19 protein-coding genes are annotated in these 23,093 nt (G+C 33.6%); 5 read left to right on the top strand and 14 right to left on the bottom strand.

What is annotated here, in order from left to right:
* Nucleotides 1-142: 142 nt before the first annotated feature.
* The 6 genes from ACEPSS_RS01935 to ACEPSS_RS01960 form a co-directional block, all read right to left on the bottom strand.
* Nucleotides 143-2,674 carry a M1 family metallopeptidase gene (locus ACEPSS_RS01935; protein WP_395319683.1) on the bottom strand — a complete coding sequence of 844 codons (2,532 nt, stop codon included), beginning with the start codon at nt 2,672-2,674 and terminating at the stop codon, nt 143-145.
* Nucleotides 2,675-2,814: 140 nt separating this feature from the next.
* A complete protein-coding gene (locus tag ACEPSS_RS01940) occupies nt 2,815-4,602 on the bottom strand; it encodes an oligopeptide ABC transporter substrate-binding protein (RefSeq protein ID WP_395319685.1) in 1,788 nt (595 codons plus the stop codon).
* A gap of 87 nt (nt 4,603-4,689) precedes the next feature.
* The gene (locus ACEPSS_RS01945; RefSeq protein ID WP_395319687.1) at nt 4,690-5,631 is read right to left on the bottom strand and encodes an ABC transporter permease; all 942 of its coding nucleotides are present in this window, start codon (nt 5,629-5,631) and stop codon (nt 4,690-4,692) included.
* A gap of 14 nt (nt 5,632-5,645) precedes the next feature.
* Complete coding sequence (locus ACEPSS_RS01950) at nt 5,646-6,605, bottom strand: ABC transporter permease (RefSeq protein WP_395319688.1); 960 nt, start codon at nt 6,603-6,605, stop codon at nt 5,646-5,648.
* 2 nt (nt 6,606-6,607) lie between these two features.
* Nucleotides 6,608-7,576, bottom strand: a complete 969-nt coding sequence (locus ACEPSS_RS01955; RefSeq protein ID WP_395319690.1) for an ABC transporter ATP-binding protein — start codon at nt 7,574-7,576, stop codon at nt 6,608-6,610.
* On the bottom strand, nt 7,573-8,589 hold the full coding sequence (locus tag ACEPSS_RS01960) for an ABC transporter ATP-binding protein (RefSeq protein WP_395319692.1): 1,017 nt from the start codon (nt 8,587-8,589) through the stop codon (nt 7,573-7,575). The genes ACEPSS_RS01955 and ACEPSS_RS01960 overlap by 4 nt, the downstream gene beginning before the upstream one ends.
* Before the next feature lie 624 nt (nt 8,590-9,213).
* Between ACEPSS_RS01960 and ACEPSS_RS01965 the strand changes: the two genes are divergently transcribed.
* Complete coding sequence (locus tag ACEPSS_RS01965) at nt 9,214-10,407, top strand: MFS transporter (protein WP_395319694.1); 1,194 nt, start codon at nt 9,214-9,216, stop codon at nt 10,405-10,407.
* Between the two features lie 46 nt (nt 10,408-10,453).
* Here the strand turns inward: ACEPSS_RS01965 and ACEPSS_RS01970 are convergent, their stop codons facing one another.
* The 5 genes from ACEPSS_RS01970 to abc-f form a co-directional block, all read right to left on the bottom strand.
* Entirely contained in the window at nt 10,454-11,251 is a 798-nt protein-coding gene (locus ACEPSS_RS01970) for an ABC transporter permease (RefSeq protein WP_395319695.1), read from the bottom strand.
* Nucleotide 11,252: 1 nt separating this feature from the next.
* Nucleotides 11,253-12,158 carry a metal ABC transporter ATP-binding protein gene (locus ACEPSS_RS01975; RefSeq protein ID WP_395319697.1) on the bottom strand — a complete coding sequence of 302 codons (906 nt, stop codon included), beginning with the start codon at nt 12,156-12,158 and terminating at the stop codon, nt 11,253-11,255.
* 71 nt (nt 12,159-12,229) lie between these two features.
* A complete protein-coding gene (locus tag ACEPSS_RS01980) occupies nt 12,230-13,489 on the bottom strand; it encodes an MFS transporter (RefSeq protein ID WP_395319699.1) in 1,260 nt (419 codons plus the stop codon).
* Between the two features lie 12 nt (nt 13,490-13,501).
* Entirely contained in the window at nt 13,502-14,716 is a 1,215-nt protein-coding gene (locus ACEPSS_RS01985; RefSeq protein WP_395319701.1) for an MFS transporter, read from the bottom strand.
* A gap of 184 nt (nt 14,717-14,900) precedes the next feature.
* Nucleotides 14,901-16,382 (bottom strand): ribosomal protection-like ABC-F family protein, encoded by a 1,482-nt coding sequence (abc-f, locus tag ACEPSS_RS01990; RefSeq protein ID WP_395319703.1) that lies wholly within the window; start codon nt 16,380-16,382, stop codon nt 14,901-14,903.
* 125 nt (nt 16,383-16,507) lie between these two features.
* Between abc-f and ACEPSS_RS01995 the strand changes: the two genes are divergently transcribed.
* The 3 genes from ACEPSS_RS01995 to ACEPSS_RS02005 all read left to right on the top strand — a co-directional run bounded on the left by ACEPSS_RS01995 (nt 16,508) and on the right by ACEPSS_RS02005 (nt 19,023).
* Nucleotides 16,508-17,362, top strand: a complete 855-nt coding sequence (locus ACEPSS_RS01995) for an ABC transporter ATP-binding protein (protein ID WP_395319705.1) — start codon at nt 16,508-16,510, stop codon at nt 17,360-17,362.
* A 117-nt stretch (nt 17,363-17,479) separates the two neighbouring features.
* Nucleotides 17,480-18,241, top strand: a complete 762-nt coding sequence (locus ACEPSS_RS02000) for an ABC-2 family transporter protein (RefSeq protein ID WP_395319707.1) — start codon at nt 17,480-17,482, stop codon at nt 18,239-18,241.
* The gene (locus ACEPSS_RS02005; RefSeq protein ID WP_395319709.1) at nt 18,238-19,023 is read left to right on the top strand and encodes an ABC-2 family transporter protein; all 786 of its coding nucleotides are present in this window, start codon (nt 18,238-18,240) and stop codon (nt 19,021-19,023) included. Before ACEPSS_RS02000 ends, ACEPSS_RS02005 begins: the two co-directional genes overlap by 4 nt.
* Before the next feature lie 61 nt (nt 19,024-19,084).
* On the opposite strand, the gene femX is transcribed toward ACEPSS_RS02005, so the two are convergent.
* The 3 genes from femX to ACEPSS_RS02020 form a co-directional block, all read right to left on the bottom strand.
* On the bottom strand, nt 19,085-20,098 hold the full coding sequence (femX, locus tag ACEPSS_RS02010; RefSeq protein WP_395319711.1) for a UDP-N-acetylmuramoylpentapeptide-lysine N(6)-alanyltransferase: 1,014 nt from the start codon (nt 20,096-20,098) through the stop codon (nt 19,085-19,087).
* A gap of 98 nt (nt 20,099-20,196) precedes the next feature.
* The gene (locus ACEPSS_RS02015; protein ID WP_395319713.1) at nt 20,197-20,979 is read right to left on the bottom strand and encodes a sulfite exporter TauE/SafE family protein; all 783 of its coding nucleotides are present in this window, start codon (nt 20,977-20,979) and stop codon (nt 20,197-20,199) included.
* A gap of 116 nt (nt 20,980-21,095) precedes the next feature.
* Entirely contained in the window at nt 21,096-21,503 is a 408-nt protein-coding gene (locus ACEPSS_RS02020; RefSeq protein WP_395319715.1) for a hypothetical protein, read from the bottom strand.
* A 307-nt stretch (nt 21,504-21,810) separates the two neighbouring features.
* Between ACEPSS_RS02020 and ACEPSS_RS02025 the strand changes: the two genes are divergently transcribed.
* Nucleotides 21,811-23,070, top strand: a complete 1,260-nt coding sequence (locus ACEPSS_RS02025; protein WP_395319717.1) for a hypothetical protein — start codon at nt 21,811-21,813, stop codon at nt 23,068-23,070.
* The last annotated feature ends 23 nt before the right edge of the window (nt 23,071-23,093 follow it).

A 23,093-nucleotide genomic window follows, 5' to 3' on the forward strand; every position in this document is an offset into this window, starting at 1 on the left:
CTTCGTCCCTCTCAACATTTATAACTATAAACCATTGGTCAGGAAAGGTCAAGGGTTTTGATCAAAAAAGTTTAATTTATTTTCAAAACAAACAAAAAAGCCAATTTCAAATTAATGAAATCAGCTTTTTCTACTATTATAATTAAACTTCTTTTGCAACTGTCGCATTAACAGCCGTCTTTTCTTTTTCAACTAAATCAACTTTTCCTTGAATTAACTTTTGATCCATTTTAATTTCACGAGTTAATCCTGGAGTATCAAGCTTAGGCTCAAAGAAAGCATTAAATTCAGCTAAACGTTCTGGAGTATGGAAAACATTAGCAGTTACGGTGATGAAAGTAGCAAATTCCATATCGCCACCAACTGTCGCTTCTAACCAATCCCAGTCATTTCGAATCCAATCCCAAGCTATTTGTTGACTTTCTTCGTTAGCTAAGACACCGCGGTACCAAGCTCGTAAATCCTGTGATTTGATTACATCCGCATTTTCAAAATCATCTACTAATGATTTTACCAATTCTGGATCAGTAACATTGGGCACAGCCATACAAATATCTTGTTTGTAACTTGGATCGACCGTTGCATGATATTCCTTCATTAATTTATCAAACAAAGCCTTACTACTAAAGTTTTGTACTTCATTTTTCAAAACTAATCCCCGAACGGCAGCAGGAATCTTAGTTAAATCATCGTCATTATCTTCAAATAATTCATGTGCTTGCGCAATTGAAACTGCATCATGCGCATACAATGAAGCATTTAAAACATAGGGACGAACTAATTGATCATTATTAGAATCGGTTGCTTTGGGGTTCCAATCTAATCGTTCAACTTGTTTCCGACTTAAGTTACCGAAAAATTCACGCAATTCTTGTTCTTCAGGACTTCCAGGAACTACAAATTGTTTTAATGAATTTGCAATGCGATAGAGGACCGAAATCACTGTAACTGATTCGTCATTTGCAAATTTAACTAATAATGGAATCAAGTCCGCATATGACAACCGTTGCGCAGAAGCTAATAGTTGAGAATCTTGCAATAATTGACGCTTACTAATTGGGTCTAAATCATCCGCATGTGCCAAAATATCTTTAAGTAACTCATCATCATATTGCACAATAAAGTGGGAATCATTGCCAACGTTCAAGCGGAATGGTTCATCATTTTCCGCACGTAAAGCTTCACAATCACCAAGGTTAAGCTCTTTATCCTTCATAATCTGGGGTGTTCCATAATTACCATTTAATGGAATTTGCCAAGTCCGACCTTGGTCTTCACCACCACCGATAAAGAATTGTTGTTGCTTAAGCACTAATTGTCCCGCATCATTCACGCTTGCAGTCACAACTGGGTAACCAGGTTGATCTAACCATGATTTCATGATTTCACCAACGTTAATCCCAGAGGCATCACCTAGAGCTTTCCATAAATCGGCTCCAGTAGAGTTACCATATTTATGAGCGGCAAAATAGTTTTTCAAACCTTCACGAAGGGCTTGATCACCAATTAAAGCACGCACCATCACTAACATCCGCGCACCTTTAGCATAAACAATCGCTCCGTCAAAAAGTGAATCAATTTCAGCGGGATTATTAACGTCAACGTGAACTGATTGAACGCCATCGGTTGCATCACGATTCAAAGCTGCTGGAACGTCTGATCTTTGGAATAATTCCCAAACATTCCATTCTGGATTCAAAGCGTCAACTGAGACATATTCCATCATGTTGGCAAAACTTTCGTTCAACCAGAGATCATCCCACCACTTCATGGTTACTAAATCACCAAACCATTGGTGAGCAAGCTCATGGGTAATCACGGTAGCGACTAATTCCTTCGTATCTAAAGGAGTATTCTTGGGATCGAGTAACAAGTAAGCTTCTCGATAAGTAATTAAGCCCCAGTTTTCCATTGCTCCTGCCGAAAAATCAGGAAGCGCTAATTGCCAAGAATGTGGCAATGGATATGGCGTTTGGTAAAAATCTTCATAAAATTCAATGGCACGTTTTGCAATATCCAAAGCAAAGTCTAGTTCATCTGCTTTGTGAGCTTTCGTGGCAAACACTCCCACTTTAACTCCACTATCCGTCGTGGTCATTTTACTTTGCAAATCACCGAAAGCAAACGCTACTAAATAAGTCGACATTTTAACGGTTGGTTCAAAGTAATGAACGCCATCCGCTTCATGATCTTCTGGCATGTTAGCCAAAACCGTTTCGCCTGGTTTTTCATCAAACTTAATTGCTAAGCTAAAAGTTGCTTTAGCTTCTGGTTCATCAACGCTTGGAAAAGCTTGCCGCGCAAAAGTGGTTTCAAATTGCGTTCCAATAATTTGTTGTTTCTTACCATTTAATTCGTAATAGGAAGGATAAATTCCCATCAAAGTATCAGTCAATTCGGTGTGATACTTAATGTTTAATTCAACTTTTCCTGCATTGGGTAACGTAATCCGAACCGCTTCAGCATCGTTATCAGTGGTAAATTCAACTGGTTTGCCATCAGCAGTAACCGCATCAATTACCAAATATTTTTGGTTTACTGCAATTTCTGGTTGAGTGGCATTCCCAGTAATGGTAGTTTCACCCACGATTGTTTTCTTTTCTCGATTTACATCAACGTACACATCATAGTGTTCCGGTTGAAAAGTATCATAAAAACGTTCAATTTTAGCCATTGTTCAACCTCTTTTCGTTTAATACCGTCATTATATAACGGATTCTCTGATTAATTTAAGTATTTCGCTTACAAACAAAAATACTCTACAATTTTAAAAATCAATATTGTAGAGTATTTTGCCACTTAAAGATCCACTAATTATTTAGTGTTTTCTTGTGTAAGTTCAAGGTTACTGAATGAATTATCAGCATCAGCTGGTTTTACACTGTAACCCTTAACACGTTTGTTAACTGGTTGCCAATCAAGTTGGAAAGTACTTGGAGCATATGCAGTTTCCTTGTTCATGTATACTTGCCAGTCTTTAAATTGTTTTGCACGGTATTTTTCATTCCAAGCTTTATCATTATTCATGTTGTTCAAAAGCTTAGTATTTTCTTTTGATACAAAGTGTCCCATGTTAAATGGTGAACTTTGACCATACAATCCAGTTGGAGTTGGTTCTGATGATAGTGTCCATCCACCTCTCCAAACGTCAACATTCTTTGCGTTTGGTTGTTGAATTGCTGAGATGTAACTGTTACCTTCCATCAACTTACCTGAAGTGAATTTAACATTCAATCCAAGTTTCCGCCATTGTTGTACATAATACTTGTTAGCGGCATTTCTAGAATCAGATCCAGTTGGTGCTGCATAATTAATTACAAGTGGCTTACCATTTGGTTGAACTCTCCACTTACCTTTTTTCTTGTAACCAGCGTCATCAAGAAGCTTGTTAGCTTTATCAGTGTCAGCTGGGAATCCCTTTGCGTTCTTGTCATAAAGATTCTTAAATACTGGAGGAAGGAGTGTATTAGCTCTCCATTCAACCCCATTACCAAATTTCTTAGCAACTTCATCTTGATCGATTGCGTACATCATTGCTTGTCTCAAGTTCTTGTTACTCATCTTTTTATTCTTATCAGTAACTTGCTTACCAGTCTTAGTATCAAGATGTCCTAAGTTAAAACCAAAGTAGTAATATGCAAGTGCTGGTTTACCAACAACTGTGTAATCGCTAAGTTTTGAGATTTTAGGATAATCAGCAGATGCTTCTTGTCCTTGCATAACATCATATTTCTTAGCTTTCAAAGCAGCAGTAACATTACTTGGAGATACGATTTGGATATTGATATGTTTGATTTTAGCCTTCTTACCCCAGTAGTACTTATTAGGACTCCAACTAGTTGATTCACCATCAACAACTTTGTCTAACTTGTAAGCACCAGTAAAGATTGGGTCTTTACGAACCTTATCAGAAGAAACAAGGTCAGCAATCTTAACATCCTTAAGGTGTTCATATGGTTCTACGCTTCCCCACATAAATGTATTTCCAGCATATTGCATTGCTGGAGTTACACGATCAAAGTGAATAACGACTTTTTTACCATTTTCTCCATCAGGGTATGTAATTCCTGAAATTGTATCCGCTTTACCTTCGTGATATGCTTTCATCCCTTTAATATTTTCTAAATCATCATTATATTGTTGTGATTTAGTATCAGGATTTGCTAAAACTTCATAAGCATATTCAACGTCTTTAGCAGTAACGGGTGAACCATTAGACCATTTGGCGTTGTTACGAAGCGTTACAGTAGCAGTATTAGCTTTTTTATCTAATTTCAGATTAGCTAATCCACCATCAACAATTTTATAGTTATTATCAGTAGCAAATAAATTATTTTGTCCACCAGGACTAAATACATCCGCATCAGTTGATGTACTTGCTAAAATTGGATCAGAAATCCCTGTGAAAGGTGAAGCTGAAACTTCACCAATTTTCAAAGTTCCGTCATTTGCCTTAGGACTAGCCTTCGCAGATGCACTATAAGTTTGTGGAAGCTTAGGCGTCTTGGCTGTAGCATCGTCGGAGCCATTTGAACAAGCTGCCAATGTCAAGGCAAGCAAAGCTGCACTCCCCAACATCGCAAGTTTATGTCGTTTTTTCATTTTCTTTTCCTCCAAAATATTGTGTTTTAAAATATGAAACTTAATGTCAACGATCTCAGCATCACCTCCTAAATTGACGTTTATAAATTAACTACCTTTTCTTTGTGAAGCATCAGCAGTCCGACGAAGAACCTGTCCAACATAACTGATTGCCAAACATAAGAGAATAATTTCAATTGCAGCTGGTAACCAAGTCCACCAGTATTGGGTAATATTGTTAGGATCATTTGCATTTGCAATTAACGTTCCAAGTGATGGAGTTCCATCAGGAAGTCCAAAACCTAGATAAGAAAGTCCCGTTTCAACCCCAATGTTTTCCGCAAAAGATAAGGTGGTATCAACGATAATCAAAGATGCAATGTTTGGTAAAATTTCTCGGAAAATAATCTTTAAATTACTAGTCCCCGATACTTTTGAAGCCGCTACATAATCTTTTTGCGATTCTGCTAAGGTACTGGAACGAATTAACCGAGAAGTTCCCATCCAATAAAATACTGACAATAATAACGTCAACGTAATGGCATTGTAGTTAGGAATAATTGTTACTAAAACAATGATGGTCATCAACATCGGAATAATCATCATAAAATCGTAAACCCGTTGCATAGCCAAATCAACGTACCCACCGTAATAACCAGAAACTAGACCATAAACAATCCCAAAACTTGATGAAATAGCGGTCAATGCGATAGCAATTAAAATTGAGTTACGTGAACCAACGATTAACTGGGAAAAAATTGGACGTCCAGTTGAGTCAGCTCCTAAAATGTAATTACTAAATGGTTTAGCATAGTAACCCATCAAATCAGTTTCCATAATATGAGGAACATTTACAAAAAATGAACCAATTATCACAGCTAGAATGAAGAAAACAATAAACCCAGCAGAAACCAAAGCAGCTTTATCTGCTTTAAATTCACTAATCATCACCTTAACGGTACTAGGTGTTGCTTCGTTTTCTGCTTCTTTCGATAACTCTAACAGGTCAGCATCTGAAAGTTCGTCTCGTGCATTAAAATCATAAGCCATTTATTTTCTCCTTTCTATTCGATTCTGATTCGTGGATCTACAATACTAAGCACAATATCGGAAATTAAAGTTCCCATTAAATTCAAAAAACCGTATAGCAAGACCAATGTAGTGATAACCGTATAATCACGATAATTAACCGCATTTAAGAATAACTGTCCCATACCTGGATATGAGAAAATCATTTCGGTAAAGATTGAACCGGCTAATAAACCGGTAATTGAGTACCCAGCAAATGCTGCAATTGGAAGAAGTGAATTCCGGAAAATATGATGTCTGTAAATATCTTTTTCTGGTACCCCTTTAGCAACCGCTGTTTTTACGAAAGCAGAATGCTTAGCGTCAATTACTTGTGATCTTAGGTATTGCACAATGTTAACTGTTCCAAATAAAGCCCCTAACAATCCAGGCAAAATAATATGCCCAAGTCTTGAAAGAACGGTACCACCCATTCCAGCAGCATTTGGAGAAATTGACCCAGCCGTTGGGAACCAACCAAGTGCGTAACCAAAAATCCAAATTCCAATAACCAAAACTACGAAAAAAGGAATTGACATAGTAATATAAGTAAATACTCGAACAATGGTATCTGGCCATTCACCTTCATGTTTACCAGCAAAAATTCCTAAAGGTAACCCAATTGCGTAAGTTAAAATCATGGTAAAGGTTGCTAACCAGAGGGTATTAATTCCCCGTTGCTTAATTAGGTTAATAACCGGCATCTGATATTCGTAACTCATTCCTAATTTTCCGTGGAATAGGTTAACTACCCAGTGCCAGTATTGAACGTACCAAGGATCGAACAAACCATTAGCAGCCATCAAGCGATGAATTTGGGCTGGATTAGATTTAGGATTAATTGAGCCACTAAATGGATCTCCAGGCATCGCCTTCGCTAATAAGAAAACTAAAATACTAAGGACAATTAATTCTGGAATCATGATTAACACACGACGTAAAATTGTTTTCCACATGACTAGTCTTCCTCCTTAATATCTTTGTATTTCAATGCTTCTTTAGGTGGTAAAGCCACTAAATGTCCTTTTGAAACTTCCACCAATGGATAGGCACGCCCATTTTTATCGTAATAATCTTTTTGTTTTTCTTGATATTCTTTTTCAATTTTTTGCCGACGTTCCCGATCTTTATCTCGATCAGCAACTTTGGTACTTGGAATTGCTGCTAATAAACGTTGGGTATAAAGATGTTTCGGATGTTTATAGATATCTTCTCGGCTTCCAATTTCAACGATTTGACCGCGATTCATGATGGCAATTCGATCACACATATGCCGAACAACCCCTAAATCATGAGAAATGAATAGATATGAAACACCCATGTTCTTTTGAATTTTTTTCATAAAGTTCAAAACTTGAGCTTGAACTGATAAATCCAAAGCTGAAACTGGTTCATCAGCAATTACTAATTTAGGGTTTGTAGCAACTGCTCGCGCAATTCCAATTCGTTGCCGTTGTCCACCAGAAAATTGATGAGGGTACTTATACAAAGCATCAGGAGATAATCCAACAATTTTCATCAATTGTAAAACTTTAATTTTTTCTTGTTCCGGAGTAAGTTTTTCAAAGTTTTTTAACGGCTCTGCAATGATACTTTCAATTCTTTTTCTTGGATTTAAGCTTGAAAATGAATCTTGAAAGATCATTTGCACATCTTGGTCGTAATCAATTTCTTTTCGATCTTTGTGACTAGTAACATCCTGGCCTTCAAAAGTAATTTCTCCAGAGGTTACTTTTTCCAAACCAATAATGGCACGACCAGTCGTTGACTTACCAGATCCAGATTCACCAACTAAACCAAACGTTTCACCCGGTTGAATTTCAAAGCTAACGCCATCTACTGCATGAACATTATCAACCACCCGATTAAAAAATCCTCCTCTAATTGGGAAGTGAACTTTTAAATTGTTAACTGTAATCAAACTCATGCGTCACTTTCCTCCTTAAAGTAAAAATCTTGGTAGCAGGTACAACGAACTTCATGTCCGTGACCTAATTTATGCATAGTTGGATTTTTTTCGTGATCACTAGCTGGAATCCAAGGAATTCTTGGAGCAAAAGCATCTCCTGTTGCTGGCATGTTTTGTAATGATGGAACTGATCCTTCAATTACATAAAGTTCATCACTTTCACTGTCAACTTGTGGAATTGATTTCAATAATGATCTGGTATAGGGATGCTTAGGATCATTAAAAACTTGTTCAACGTTTCCTTTTTCAACAATTTTTCCAGCATACATAACATGTACATAATCAGCAGTTTCGGCAACCACGCCTAAATCATGAGTAATTAGGATGATGCTTGAATGATTTTCTTTTTGGATGTCTTTTAAAAGGTCCAAAATTTGTGCTTGAATTGTTACATCCAAAGCAGTCGTTGGTTCATCAGCGATGATGAAATCTGGTTTACAAGCAATCGCGATTGCAATCACAATTCTTTGTCTCATTCCACCAGATAGTTGGTGGGGAAATTGATGGGCAGTTCGTTTGGGATCAACAATTCCAACCTCATCAAGTAACTCAAGGACCCGTGCACGTCTTGCTTGTTTATCCATATCGGTGTGATAAATTAACACTTCTTCAATTTGGTCTTCAATTCGTTTTAAAGGATTCAATGCAGATAAAGGATCCTGGAAAATCATTCCAATTTTTGCTCCTCTAATTTTGTTGTAATCTACTTCACTAATTTTAGTTAAGTCTTTTCCTTCGAAATCGATTTCCCCAGTAATTTTAGTTTCACTAGGATCTTGCAATCCCATAATCGAATTAACTAAAGTGCTCTTTCCACATCCAGATTCACCAACAATTGCTAAGATTTCATCTCGTTTAATTTTCATATCAATATCGGAGATTGCTTTATAAAATTTGTTATTAATTTTAAAAGATGTAGTTAAATCTTTAACAGTTAGAATCGTTTCGTGTTTAGTTTCAGATTCTGTCATGTTATTTCCTCCGAATTCGTTTTCGTGTTTAAAAATTGACTTTTTATTACAATATCCTTTTAAAAATAGACCGTCAAGGAATTTTTTAACTTTTCTTAATGATTTTTGCGAATATTTAATTTTATTAAATATAAGAAAACGATTACATAGTTAATATTAAGGCAACTAGTTTAAGTAAACTAACCAAAAAGAAAAAATCGAAAAAAATTATTAATTTTTAATTAATCATACCAAAAATTAATAAAACAACAAGATTTAGTGTCAACTTTAGTGACATACAATCATTTTAAAGAAAATCTTACCAGAACGTTCTGAGCCATTCCTTTAAAATCATTCAGTTCATGGTTTAAATACACACTTGTGAAAAAATGTATAATCTAATTATTTTCTTTAACCGGTATTTTAAATATATAATAGTAGAAACGCGAAAATTAAATTTAATCAGCAACTATTATCCTAGCAATTAAAACTGGTTTAATTCGTTAATTGGATTTATAAAATCTATTTATAAAATCTGTTGTTCGGTTTTATTTTTATATTTTTTCTAAACTGGTTGGGAAGGTTCTGATTTATTTTAAATTCGTGCTAAAATTATGCTTATTATTAATTAAAGGAGTCTTGCCATTGGCAAAAGAAACTAAACGTGCCATCTTAATTATCGTCCTCGCCAACTTCATTATTTGTTTAGGTTGGGGCCTGATCATTCCGGTGGAACCATTTATCAAAATTGAATATCATTTAACGGCGGGACAAATGGGAATCATGACTTCACTGTATGCCTTTGCTCAATTTGTTTTTTCACCCATCGTCGGTAAAATTTCAGATAAATATGGACGTGCTCCCATTTTAACGACGGGATTATTACTCTACATGGTCTCTGAATTCCTGTTCGCTGCTTCTGGAACCGTCTTATGGTTCAATATTTCTCGAATTATTGGAGGAATTTCTGCCGCGATGGTGGGAACAACTTCGATGGCGATGGCCGCTGATTTATCCAGTGATCGTGATCGAGCGAAGGTCATCGGTTGGATTTCTGCGGCCTTGAGTGGTGGATTAATCATCGGACCCGGACTTGGAGGTGTATTAGCTAACGTTAGTTACAAAACTCCTTTCTGGTTTGCCGGAATTTCGGGATTAATTGCTGCTATCGTCTTTATGGTCGGCCTTCCTAAACATTTAAAGGTTCAAAGTCACGGTAATTTAGTTGATGGAATTTCCATTACCGAAAAAGGCTTTAAATCAATCATGAGTAAGGCCGTGGTGATCTTATTCGCAATGATTTTAATTTCATCATTCGGTCTATCTGGTTTTGAAAGTATTTACACCTTGTACGTTAATCAAGTCTTCCACTTTACTTTGAATGAAATTGCCTTAGTTCTAATTTTAAATGGAATTTTCTCCTTAATTCTTCAGGTGATTTTATTTGATAAAATGGTTAATTTATTTAGCGAAATTGGGTTAACTCGAATTTGTTTTGCGATTGGAACTTTAAGTACCATTTGGATTTTATTAGCGCATACGCAACTTGAAGTTGTGATTGCAACCCTATTCATTTTCTGTTCTTTCGATATTCTTCGTCCTTCAATCACGACGATGTTGACCCGATTTGGGAAAAACAGTCAGGGATTAATTAACGGAATTAACATGTCTTTAACTAGCATCGGTAACATTATTGGACCAATTTTTGCTGGAGGGTTAATGGATATTAATCCCCATATTCCCTACATCATCGTTGCCATTATCTTAGGCTTATCGGCGCTAATTACCTTTGTAGTGAGTCATGAAATGAAAATCAACCAAAATATTAAAACCAACTAAAAAGCAGACCTCATTTGAGATCTGCTTTTATTGTATTCAGATATTCTTACCGTTCTTGCAAGGTTAGTTTTATTCTTTTCAAAATCAAACATGCAATAGTAAATACTATGATAGTTGGAATTAATGAAATAATAATTATACTAGTGTCCCACTTTCCATACGCAATCGTTCTTAAGGCACGTAATTGGTATGTAAGTGGGTTAATATTTGCTAAAAAAAGTAAATACTTAGGACCAGCGCCATCTAAATAAAATGATGGTGCGGTAAAGGCAATCGGAGAAAATACCAACTGTAAGACAATATCCCTCTGCTGATAATTTTTAAATAATGTACTACATATAATCCCTAGTGAACTCCAAAAAACTAACATAAATGTTCCTAAAAAAACCGCAAATATAAAATATGGGACATAAGAACTAATCCCAGTAAGAATTAAGATTCCGTATAAAATTGTACACTGATACAAATATCCCATAAGAGGAAAAGCACTCATCCCAATTACGTAATAAAAAGGTTTCACCCCACTAATAAATTTAATTGCCATCAGCCCAAATTGCTTATCAACCGTACTCCGATAAACTGCATTTGACATTTGCATGGTCATTATTAACCCGATTACCCCAATTACTGCATAAGCAGCATAAGGCATCTTTATGCCCTGATAAGTAACGGGTCCAATCGAGTATGAAATTCCTACAACTAAGAATGCATAATATAAAAACGGCTGCATTGTCATATAAACTATTGAACCTAAATTACTTTTAAATGCATTAAATTCATTTAAAACAACTACGAATAATCCCCTAATGCCAATTGATTGATTTCTAAAATTCCCTGGGTTCAATTTACTTCTCCTTGTTTTTAAGTGTTAAATAACGATCTCGTAAACTAGGTTGAACGGTTTCTATTTTAATAATATTCTGCTTATTTTGCTTAATGCCATCGATAGTTTTTATCAAATCATGGTTTGAAACTGAAATCGTATTATCAGAAATAATTTGATAATTTTTCAAATCATTTAAAACAGCATCTTCAAATTCCTGTTCTGCTATTGTGATTCTAATCTCACTTGAAGAATCATTCGTATTTATAAAATCAGCCATTTCCCCATTGAATTTAACTCTTCCTTGATCAATAAACAGGACTTTATTGGCATATTCTTCAATCAAAGTTAAATCATGACTTGAGATTAAAATAAGCTTGCCTAATTCAGCTTTTTCCTTTAAAAATTTAAATAATTTTTCCGATGTTTCAACATCTAATCCCGTAGTAGGTTCATCTAAGATATATATATCAGGATCTTTTGCTAACTCTCTAGCTAACTGAACTCGTTGTTGCTGACCACCAGAAATATGATCCATCGCTTTCTTTTTCAACGAAATAATTCCTAATAAATTTAAAAAATGATTAGAATTTTTTCGACTTTCTGATAAACTTTTTCCAGCTAATAAGGGCCCTAATAATACATTATCAAAAACTTTTGTATACCAATCCACTAAGGGGAATTGGGGACAAAAACCAATTTTAGAAAAATATGGTTGTTTAATTTCATTGATTTCAATGGAAACTTTACCCTCAATGGGATTAAGCACTCCAATCATAGTATTAATTAAAGTTGATTTCCCCGCCCCATTAGAACCAATTAGCGCGTAAATATTGCCAGAGTTAAGCTTAATATTTACATCAGACAAAACTGTCTTTTTTTCTGAAAGATATCCAATTTTTTCTGCATTGATAGATATTTTTGCCATTTTGCCACCTTTAATTTTAAATTTTTCAATATGTGTTTATGAATACTATTAACAAAATTACGATTACGTAATTAGGCAAATGTTCGATAATTTTTAAGCAATTTTAAAGAATATACAAATCCGAATGCTCCAATAGCAATAAATAACATCCAGGCATACATAATATTTTCTAAGTTTCCTAAACTAGCGGCTACAATTGACCCGAGTGGAATCGTAATTGTAATTAAAGAATTAAATGAACTCATTACTGTTCCAAGATGTTCATCTGGGATAATTTTCATCATAAATGCTTGAATTTTAGGATTAGAAACCCCCATCATATAACCCCCTAATAAAAGGGATCCTAACATTATAAAGCGATTATTTAATATGACCATATTAGTCATAAATAAAATAATAAATAACATTTCTACTACCAAACTAGTTTCAATGCTAATCTTTTTTAAAATTGGTAAGGTAAAGAACGATCCTAAAATGATTCCCCCTGACATTACCGCCCCAATTAAGGCAATTGTAAATCCATAATTGAATATAATCAGATTCTTAACTTTTAACATAGTTAGCGAAACCAAAACTTCTTGAGCTGAACCCATAAAATTCATCAGTGCAAACAAAACTGTAAAATGAAAAAATTGAGGGTATTTCTTTAGATTTTGAAAATTATTTTTTACATCTTGAATAAAATGATTTTTGGTTTTTTTAGCCTCATTAGTTGGTCTTATTTGGGAACTGGGTCTTGAAAATGCAAATCTTTTTGCACTAAATTTAAAAATTAAAAACGATAATAAGAAGGTCATGGCATTCAAAACTGCAAAGAAAACGAAACTTTGATTTAACAATGCCAATAATGAAGCTCCTAACATTCCACCAATCAGTTCAATTGATTGTCTCGTTCCACCAACAAATCCATTAGCTTCGGCCATATCGTCATCATTAACAATGTGTTTGAAAATTGGAAGGGTTAAGTAGCCACCATAGTTACCTAAAAAATCACATACAAAATTAAGAATTAAAATAAAGCCAAATAAAGTCCAACTTCGATCCATTCCAATAAAGAAACTTAAAATTAAAAATAAAACAACTTGGCTGAGACGAGATAACAAAATTTTATTATAGACTTGCTTCGTATGATCCGCTAAATAGCCAGATACTACATCGGTCAAAAATGGTAGTGTCCCAATAATACTAACTGCACTAACTGCTAACTTTGGATTTGGCATTTTACTAGCATATATCAAAAAGACAATGCTAAAAAATGCTGTGCCTAAATTATTCAAAATGTTAGAGTACATTAATCGCCGAAAAGAAATGTTTTTCATAAATACTTGCATAGTTTTCCTCACTTACTTCTCAATTAATGTCTTAACTCGTTTATCAAAACACATTACGATAGGAATTAATAACATCGGTAGTGAAACAATCACCATTCCCAACTTACTGGGATGCGGAAAAAAGATAGTTATCACTGAAGAAATGGGTGCTAAAATACCAAATAGTGAAAATACTAAGCCAAGGGTTGTTCCCATCTTCTCACTTGGAATTTCATTTTGTAAGGTCGTTACAAACACAATTCCAGCTACAAAACTGAAAACTCCATAAGCCACCCAGGCTAAACAAAAACAGCCAATTTTTATAATTAAATTACAATTAAGGAAAACCACTAACGTAAAAAGAACAATCCCAAAGGTCTGAAAAAGCAACATAACAGGGTAAAACTTTTTGAATTTAGTAATTAATTGAGTAAATTTACCGACTACCAGTCCACAAACTACTGAAGAAACTCCAATAATTAACTCTTGCACAGAAAAAGCAATTTTAAACTCAGGAAAATACGTGGTTAAGTAGAGTGGAGTTAAAAACCAGAAACACCAAAAACTAAGATTTAGCAAAATCGCATATGGTAGCAGTATTTTAACAACTGGAATTTTAAAAACACTCACAAAATTAGTTAAAACTTTTGCAAATTTACTTTTATTAAATTCAGGCTTAAATGTCTTTTTCTTACCGTAATCCCTCAACCGCAGAATGCTAATTGTTGCTAAAATCATCATCAGTAAAATGATGGTATAAACAAGCTTCTCACTGGCAAGTAAAGTGAATAAACCAGCTAAGATTGAAGCTGCGATTGTCGAAAATTGAGCTACAGTATTTATTAAAGAATTATTTTCAATCAACGAATTCTCATTAACTGAATTTTCTGGAATAATTGCTTCGATTGCGGGAGTATAAAAAGATCCAATTATACTTAAACAACTACACACAATCATTAAGATAAAAAATAAATTATTAGTTAATAACAAGGAGATTACAAAGAACAATAAAATTAGCATCCGCAATAGACTTGATAATTGCATAATTTTAACTTTTGAATATTCATCTGCAAGCACTCCACCAAGTGGTGCCAGCAAAATATTGAAAATTTCTAAGAAACCTAAAATAGCAATCATTAATTGATTATACATATGACTAGCTACATACCATAAAGTGTAAATGTTAAATGATTGAATGGCTGTTGAACTCAATAAATCATTTAAAGCAATTTTTTTAATATTTTTCATATAAATAAATTGTTCCCTTCATTTTTAACGAACTATGTCGTTTTTAAAAGCCATCAACTTCATAATTTTCATATTAGCCACCCCTTCACTTTAAATAAAGTTCGTTTTTAACATAATAGCAAAGAAATAACTTTTTGAACAGAATAATTCGGATAAAAAAACAGACCTCGTTTGAGATCTGCTTTTAAATATTCAATTCGATTTCCTTATTACATACCGTAGCTAAAAAATCACGATTATGATCAATGATTATCATTGTAATTTCATTTTCCTTAATTAACTTTAATAACTGTTTCTGATTATAAAGATCAAGATAATTAAGTGGTTCATCCCATAGATAAAGGTCAGCCCTTTGTGCTAAAGATCTAGCCAATTCAATTCGTTTTTGTTGTCCTAAACTCATTTCGCTAATCTTTTTATTGAAATCATTTCGAGCTACCCCTAATTTATGCAAATTGTTCAAAAAGATTGTTCTATCAACGTCTTCTTTCTCAATATACTCATTAATATTCTCATCATGGTGATAGCTTTGAAAAATAGTACTAATCTTAAGTTTTTGATTAACACTAAGATTCCCATATGTTTTTCCACCAAAATTTCCTAAAATTTGGTTTAATAAACTAGTCTTTCCAGCTCCGTTTTCGCCAATAATTCCAACGACATCGCCATTTTCAATTGTTAATGAAATTGGATTAAACAATTCACCCGAATAGCCTAATGAAAAAGCACTGAAATTAATTAATGTTCTAATCGGATTATCATTGGCTTTAATAACTAAATCATCAATAGCATAAGTTTCATGTTTAAGCGTTTTTTGCTTATTAATTTCTTTTTCCAATTTCTTATCAGCTAGCTTTGACTTTTTCATTAACTTTGCAGCATTTTTTCCAATCTTACCTTTATCCCCGGCTTTTTTATTAGGATCACCAGTTTTATTGATTTTAGTAGCTTCCTTCTTCATGGACCAGCGCTTATTATGATTTGAAACAGACTTTAAACTCTTAATTTTGGTATCAATCTTTTTATTAGCATCAGCAATTAAATCGGCTTCGATATTCTTTTGTTTTGCATAAGAATCATAAGTACCACGGTGAAGTCTAATTGTATTTTTTTCAAAGGCCAACACATGATCACAAATTTTTCGAAGCAAAAAAGAATTATGACTAACCACAATGAAACCTGTTTTTTGATTCAAATAATTAATCATACTTTCACTACCAAATTCATCTAAATGATTAGTTGGTTCATCAATTAATTTAAAAGAATTTTCATCTAAAAATAGAATTGCTAGAAGAACTTTAGTTTTTTCTCCCCCAGATAAGGTGCTAAATGTCCGATTAATAATCGTTTTATGTATCCCGATTGATTGAAGTTCCTTGGTGAATTTCCATAATGGTTCTTGTGATAAGGACTGATAAATATTCAACACAGTCTGATTTTCTTCAACTGCATAGGGAAAATATTGAACATTAGCATTGCATTTAACTACACCAGTTCCTTTAATTTCACCTGAGATTAATTTTAAAAGGGTTGTTTTCCCCTTCCCATTTCTTCCAACAATCCCTAGCTTCCAATCGTCATGCAGTATTAAGTTCAATTTATCAAAAACTGGGGTATCTTGATTATCATACTTATAAGAAACGTTGCTTAATTTAATTTCTCCCATCAAAACCACCTCCTATCAAAATTATTTTTATCTCATAATATAACAAATATTTTCCAATAATTTAAATAAAGAATCGCCAAAACGTTTCAAGTAGTTTAATATCTATACAAAAAGGAATTGATCTGATGGCTTATATAGATATCAACAAGCTCAGTTATAGTTATAAAATATTTGAAAAAGAAAACGGTTTTTTTAATAACATCAAAGATTTTTTCAATCGAAAATACAAATCTAAAAAAATCTTAAATGATATTTCATTTACCGTTAATCAAGGAGAAAAGATTGGGATTCTTGGTCCTAATGGGGCTGGAAAATCGACCTTGATTAAATTAATGACGGGAATTATCAATATTCAACAAGGTTCAATTAAAATTGCAGGCTTTAAACCAGATACCGATAATAATGCCTTTTTGCAAAAAATCGGCGTAGTAATGGGACAAAAAAGCCAGTTAAATTGGAATTTACCTGCCAGTGATACTTTTCAAGTCATTAAAGCCATTTATCAAATCAGCGATCGCAAGTTTGAAGAACGACTCAATCACTATCTAGCTATGTTTCAACTACAAAAGTTAATTAATGTTCCTGTGAGAAAGCTTTCATTAGGGGAAAGAACCAAATTTGAGATAATTGCTTCCCTTTTGCATGGCCCAGAAATCTTAATCTTAGACGAACCAACTTTAGGTATGGATATCGTTAGTCAGCGTTCCCTTTATGAATTTATTAATTCCATTAATGAAACTGAAGGGGTTACGGTTTTGCTGATTAGTCATCAAATGCAGGATATTCGAGAAATAACTGATCGAATTCTAATTTTATTAGACGGCCAAATTAAGTTTGATGGATTACTGAATGAATTAACCAAAAACGCTTCCCTTACTAATCCCCAAATCATCATCGAGGGAAAGAAAAATAATCCCATCATTGAAGCTAATGACTTAACAATCACTAACGAAGACAAAAATAATTTTATTATCAAATAAGTATACTGAAAATGACCTAATTACACTTAAAATCGCTGATATCCAAAGTTTCACAATTAATAATCCATCCCTAGAAGACTATATCTATAATTTATTCAGAAGTGGTGGTGAGCAGCAGTGAAATATTTAGTTGTAGCAACCAACAGCTTTTTTTCCTCATTAACTTATCGAAGTAATCTCCTAATTTCGTTATTATCAAGAATCATTCAACTTTCTCTTTCGCTTTTTATGTGGAATAGCATCTATAAATCATCTTCTCAAATTATCGGTGGCTATACTAAATCAGAAATGTTCACCTACTTATTATTGACGGGTATTTTATCATTGCTATTCACTTTTGAACCGATTTTTAGGATTTCTCAAATTGTCCAATCTGGTCAAATTAGTATTTTATTACTTCGTCCCATTAAGGTGAAGTGGGAAAATCTTGCAAATTTTATTGGAGCTAAAATAATTGTTATCTTAATCGCGATAAGCGCTATTTTTCTTTTTAACCCAAGTACGGGTCTTCTACTTATTTTTTATTTAATCTTAGCAATCTTGTTATGGTATGAATTAATGTTTCTAATTGGATCATTTTCTTTTTGGATAATTCAAATGTGGCCCTTAAAACCAATTATCAATGCATTTTATCTTCTTTTTGGTGGGTTACTTTTTCCTTTAGATATTCTACCAATTCCCATTTATCACTTATTAATGTTTTCTCCCATTGCACTGGTATCGAGTGACTTAGTTGAATCAATCATTAAGTACCAGGGCAATCATAGTGCAATTATGATATATACCTTTGCCACATTTTTATGGATATTATTTTTAAGAGAATTATCTAATATAATTTTCAAACGTGGACTTAAACGATTTGAGGGGAATGGCTTATGAAAATTGCATTATATTGGGAACTAGCTAAACAAAGTTTTAAAGAATTTACTACTTATCGATTTACTTCTGCAATGGTCATTACTTTTGGATTTATGTTTACCCTGATTGAGTTATTTGCTGGAAAAGTTTACTTCTCTTTCAGTAATTCAATCGGTAATTTTACATATAACCAATATCAATTAATGATTATGTTTTTATCTTGCATGGTTTACACATATCAGTTTTTATTCATTGGCGCACAAGAATCACTAGCTGCAGATATTAATAAAGGTGATCTCGATTATCATTTAATTAGACCAATCAATTCATATGTTTATTATGTTTTTAAGCAATTAGATTTCCCTAGTTTAATAAATTTAATCGTGTATATTTTCGTGACCGCTTACTATCTTTTGAAATTTCAAATTGAAGTATGGCAAATTATTTTAATCATATTTTATTATGCAATTGGAGTGATCTTCATTTTTTCACTAAATCAAATTGTGATTGAAGTTTCCTTTTGGAAGGATAATTTAACTGCATTAAACGGAGTTCCAGAATATTTAATCGATTCAGCAAATCGTCCTGCTAGCATTTACCCTAAAATCTTCAGAATGATTTTAATCAATATTATTCCGGTAATTCCGCTCTCTAATGAAATCGTTCAATTAACTAGTCGTGACTTTGCTTCGCGACAATCAATTTATTTATTATCAATGCTGTTTACCCTAACCTTAATTTTCACCTTTTTTTCATACGTGTTATGGAAAAAAGGACTAAAACACTATTACTCCGCTAGTTAAAATCAATTTCTATCCAAGCAAAAAAGCTTCTCGCTGAAAATTCAACGGGAAGCTTTTTTCGCTAATCTTTAACTAATTCTTTGTAAACATCGTCATCAATTACGGCATCGATTTCACCGATATATTCTACGGGAGCGGCTTTCACAAACGTGTGCTTAAATACCCAAAGTGGGTCACTCGTTGATTCACTTTCAATTCCACCCATATCATATAATGTGATTTCTGGTTCATCAAGAGCCCATTGAATCATTTCAGTTTGGACTGCGTAAGGAGCATAGTAAGTATTTCCATCCATTGATCCAGCATAAACATACCAAATCTTGTCACCATACTTCAATGCAATTCCAGTGGAAAGTAATTCTCCATCACGTTTGGCAACGTAAATCCGCATCGTATTTTCATCAAAGGCATCTAACATCCGTTGGAAATATTCCTTTGGTCGATACGTAATTCCGTGTCGGTTAGCCATCGTTTGGTAAGTTGTATAAAAGGCATCTAAGGCATCGGCATCGTGACCCCAGGTAACTTCAACGCCATCACGAATGGGCCGTTTTAATTTACTTTTAGTTTTGGAAGGATATAAATCTAACGTGGTTTCCTTACCCGGAAAGTTAGCTAAATCTAACACCATATTCAAGCGTGGTTGAATCGTGGCATGCATCCCTTCGTCAGCAACATTGCGGTTCCGAGTTTTGTAGCCACGTTTTTGTAATGCTTCATTTAATTCATCAGAATATTCGATTTCGGGATCCAGCCGTAACACGTAAGCATCCGGCAAAATCTGTTTCGCTTCGGCAACTAATTTATCCAAAAGATCTAGGTCAAATTGGTTAGCAATGATTGGTCCTTTAGAAGCATAGGCAAATTTTTTACCTGCTGGAGTATCCGTTAACAACATTGACATGGCTGCCACAATTTCTCCATTTTCGTTTTCGACAAATACTTCTCGTGATTCCCAATTATTTTTAACTTTTGCCCAACCAAGGTCTTGGGTAAGACGTCCCTCTTTAGTACTACGCATAAATTTTTCGTAGCGTGCTACCATTTCTTTATCTTTTTGGTCTAAAACTGGCATCCTATTTCCCACTCCTTTTAATTATCCATTACTGCTAATTATAGCATAATCACCCCAGCAAAAAACTCACCTTCCAATTGAAAGATGAGTTAAATTTTTTATAAGTAGGCTTTGTAACCTAAGTATCCAGCTAACACAAATGAAGCAATCGCGATTAACATTCTAAGTAATTTGACGTTCACGTGGCGCACAATTAGCGGACCAGTATATCCACCAATTAATAAACCAATTCCAAGGGGAACCACAGCTGACCAATCAATCGTAGCTTTAAAAATAAATAAAAGCGTCGCAGCCACGTTACAAATACAACACATGAAATTCTTCACGGCATTATATTCAGCAAAATCTTCGTGCGTAATTACCCCAAGGATGGCAAGTAGTACCACTCCACCAGCTGCTCCAAAGTAACCTAAGTAACCACCGACAAAAATAATTCCTGCGTAACTAATTAATTTAATCAGATGCGTCCGCCGAGGATTACTAGCATCTCGTTTTAATTTGGTTTCAACGCTGCTTTCCGTTCCGCGGCCAGAGATAATTAGTAAAATTCCGGCTGATAAAATGAAAAATGGTACCACTTTTTCAAAAGTTGAAGCCGGAGCCACTAACAAAAGTGAACTTCCGATGAAGCTTCCAATGACCGCCAAGATTGTATAACCCATTACACGATGCCATTGACCCTTTAATTCTCGCATTGAAGCCGGAATCGCTCCTAATCCCGTACTAATTAAAGCAACCGTATTAGAAACATTGGCAACAACGGGCGGAATTCCCACAATTAGCAAAGCTGGATAAGAAACAATCGAAGCTAATCCAGCAATCGTGGCTAACAGTCCAGCGAAAAAACCGGCAACAATTAAAAATAAAATAGTTAATAACATTTTTTAGAAATCTTCTTTCTGTATGCGAATTGACTAACGTTATTATTCATTATACATGAAATTATTATTAACTTGATAAAGGATGCAAAATAACCCATAAATTAGAAAAATCGATCTTATTTATTGTTTTTTTCCAAATTATTGGGATGATTTAATTCGTCAAACTGAGCTTGGTTCAAGTGTACAATTCCATTTCCAACTACAGGTACTCCTTGCACTTTCGCAATTTTATAGTTTGAATAGGCAGTAATGGTGATTTTAAGATTGTGATTCCTTTCATGACTTACATATTTATAACTAACTTTTGCATCTTGCGGCGCTGCTTCTTTATGTAATTCTCCTTGGACATCCGGAACTAATTTAGGACCCTTCGGACCGTCAATTGTTTTAACAATCTGATTATTTGCATCATAGATTTTCAAATAGTCTTTGCCCGAATCATGGGCTGAAAAATTTTTACACCCGCTTAACGCAATGACAAATAACATACATAAACTAACCAACAAACTCTTTTTAAACTTCATTAATCTTTCTCCTAAATATTTAATAATAGCTTTAATCAGAATAGCAAATCCATAACACTTTCGCAATTTTGTTTAATAAAACATAAACATCAGCACTTATCATTCGCATCTTAGTTAATAAAAACATTTTTATCATTTTAACGTTTGTTTTCTCATATTGTTTAGGTATAATATCTAATAATATAAAAAAAGCGGAGGTCACAAAATCATGGAAAAATTAAGAGCTACCCTTAACCATTTAAAATAACAACGTAGCTAGGAATTAATCATTCGATCCTTATGCTACTTATTAAGGAGTTCTTATTATATGAAAAGTTTAAAAAATCCGGTTGTGCGCTATCTCTTAATTCTGTCGACAATTGGGGTTTTAGGAAGTAGTCTCTATCGCATTGTCCTAATTCAATATGCATCTACTCTGGAATTTGCCAAATGGGCAATTGTCTTTGTATCAGTCTCACAAATTTTGCCTTTTTTATTACAGGTAATCCCCGGAAAATATGCCGATAAAACTAAGCAAAAATTTGGAGCAATGTTTTATACCCAATTAGGGGCTGGCTTTACATTTATTGTAATCGGCTTATTGCTAGATTTACGAAACTGGCTAGCATTAGCAATTATTCTTTTTCTAGATTCAATTATTACCCTAATTTCCATTTATGAAAGTGGTTTGATTGCGGTTATCCAAAAACGTTACATCCGCAAAGAACTAATGGAATCATCAACTGGATTAATTAGTGGCTTATCACTTTTAATTAATATGATTGGCCAATCACTGGGAGTTGGTATTTTATTAATCTCCCACAACAATTTTCAAATTGTGGCTTATATTAATTCGTTAACTTTTTTTATTTCAGCAGCATTTATTTATTTAAACCGAAAAAAATTTAACGATCAAAATCTAACTGATATAGTTAAAAATTCCGTTTCACATGAAACAATTAAATCAAAGGAAAAAATTAATAAATCACAATTTTGGAATAACGTAGAGAAAATATTTCAAGCCAATCCTTACATTATGCTAACCAGTCTCGTTTTTGAAAATTTTGTTTTCTCAGGGATATTTGCCTATGTCAGCATTACTTTACTAAACGATAAGTACATTAAATTACCTTATTCAGTTAGCATTTTAATTTTTTCAATTTCTTTGAGTGCTGGATTTTTAATTGGAAGTGTCTTTGCTGATAAAATCCTAAATAATATTCCACTACCATTAATTGGGATGTTAGTTGATCTTTTAACCATTTGTTTCTTTATTGCCATGTTTATTTTTCATCAAGATTATCTTGCTTTTGCAATTATTTTCATTATTTATCTCTTATTTGGAAAATTTGATACAAAAGTTTATTCTCGTACTGTAACTGTAATTAATGAAAAAATCCTAGCTAGTTTTCGTACCAAGATGAATTCCATGGTAAATATCTCCCTACCAATTGGAACTTTCGTCTTACCATTCATTGCTACGACTCTTGGAAATATGTCTAGTTGCTTGTTAGTAATTTTTTGTATGTCAATTAATGTAATTATTTTACTATTTGCTACAAAAGAAGCATTAGCATTAAAAAAATGATTTTAAAAATCATAATAGCAGTA

It is taken from the genome of Fructilactobacillus frigidiflavus (genome assembly GCF_044054575.1).
GTDB lineage: Bacteria > Bacillota > Bacilli > Lactobacillales > Lactobacillaceae > Fructilactobacillus > Fructilactobacillus frigidiflavus.

What these genes read in the sequence shown, in the direction of transcription:
- ACEPSS_RS01935 (WP_395319683.1), bottom strand. Translation starts at nt 2,674, where the DNA reads ATGGCTAAAATTGAACGTTTTTATGATACTTTTCAACCGGAACACTAT.
- ACEPSS_RS01940 (WP_395319685.1), bottom strand. Translation starts at nt 4,602, where the DNA reads ATGAAAAAACGACATAAACTTGCGATGTTGGGGAGTGCAGCTTTGCTT.
- ACEPSS_RS01945 (WP_395319687.1), bottom strand. Translation starts at nt 5,631, where the DNA reads ATGGCTTATGATTTTAATGCACGAGACGAACTTTCAGATGCTGACCTG.
- ACEPSS_RS01950 (WP_395319688.1), bottom strand. Translation starts at nt 6,605, where the DNA reads ATGTGGAAAACAATTTTACGTCGTGTGTTAATCATGATTCCAGAATTA.
- ACEPSS_RS01955 (WP_395319690.1), bottom strand. Translation starts at nt 7,576, where the DNA reads ATGAGTTTGATTACAGTTAACAATTTAAAAGTTCACTTCCCAATTAGA.
- ACEPSS_RS01960 (WP_395319692.1), bottom strand. Translation starts at nt 8,589, where the DNA reads ATGACAGAATCTGAAACTAAACACGAAACGATTCTAACTGTTAAAGAT.
- ACEPSS_RS01975 (WP_395319697.1), bottom strand. Translation starts at nt 12,158, where the DNA reads ATGGCAAAAATATCTATCAATGCAGAAAAAATTGGATATCTTTCAGAA.
- ACEPSS_RS01980 (WP_395319699.1), bottom strand. Translation starts at nt 13,489, where the DNA reads ATGCAAGTATTTATGAAAAACATTTCTTTTCGGCGATTAATGTACTCT.
- ACEPSS_RS01985 (WP_395319701.1), bottom strand. Translation starts at nt 14,716, where the DNA reads ATGAAAAATATTAAAAAAATTGCTTTAAATGATTTATTGAGTTCAACA.
- abc-f (WP_395319703.1), bottom strand. Translation starts at nt 16,382, where the DNA reads ATGGGAGAAATTAAATTAAGCAACGTTTCTTATAAGTATGATAATCAA.
- ACEPSS_RS01995 (WP_395319705.1), top strand. Translation starts at nt 16,508, where the DNA reads ATGGCTTATATAGATATCAACAAGCTCAGTTATAGTTATAAAATATTT.
- ACEPSS_RS02005 (WP_395319709.1), top strand. Translation starts at nt 18,238, where the DNA reads ATGAAAATTGCATTATATTGGGAACTAGCTAAACAAAGTTTTAAAGAA.
- femX (WP_395319711.1), bottom strand. Translation starts at nt 20,098, where the DNA reads ATGCCAGTTTTAGACCAAAAAGATAAAGAAATGGTAGCACGCTACGAA.
- ACEPSS_RS02015 (WP_395319713.1), bottom strand. Translation starts at nt 20,979, where the DNA reads ATGTTATTAACTATTTTATTTTTAATTGTTGCCGGTTTTTTCGCTGGA.
- ACEPSS_RS02020 (WP_395319715.1), bottom strand. Translation starts at nt 21,503, where the DNA reads ATGAAGTTTAAAAAGAGTTTGTTGGTTAGTTTATGTATGTTATTTGTC.
- ACEPSS_RS02025 (WP_395319717.1), top strand. Translation starts at nt 21,811, where the DNA reads ATGAAAAGTTTAAAAAATCCGGTTGTGCGCTATCTCTTAATTCTGTCG.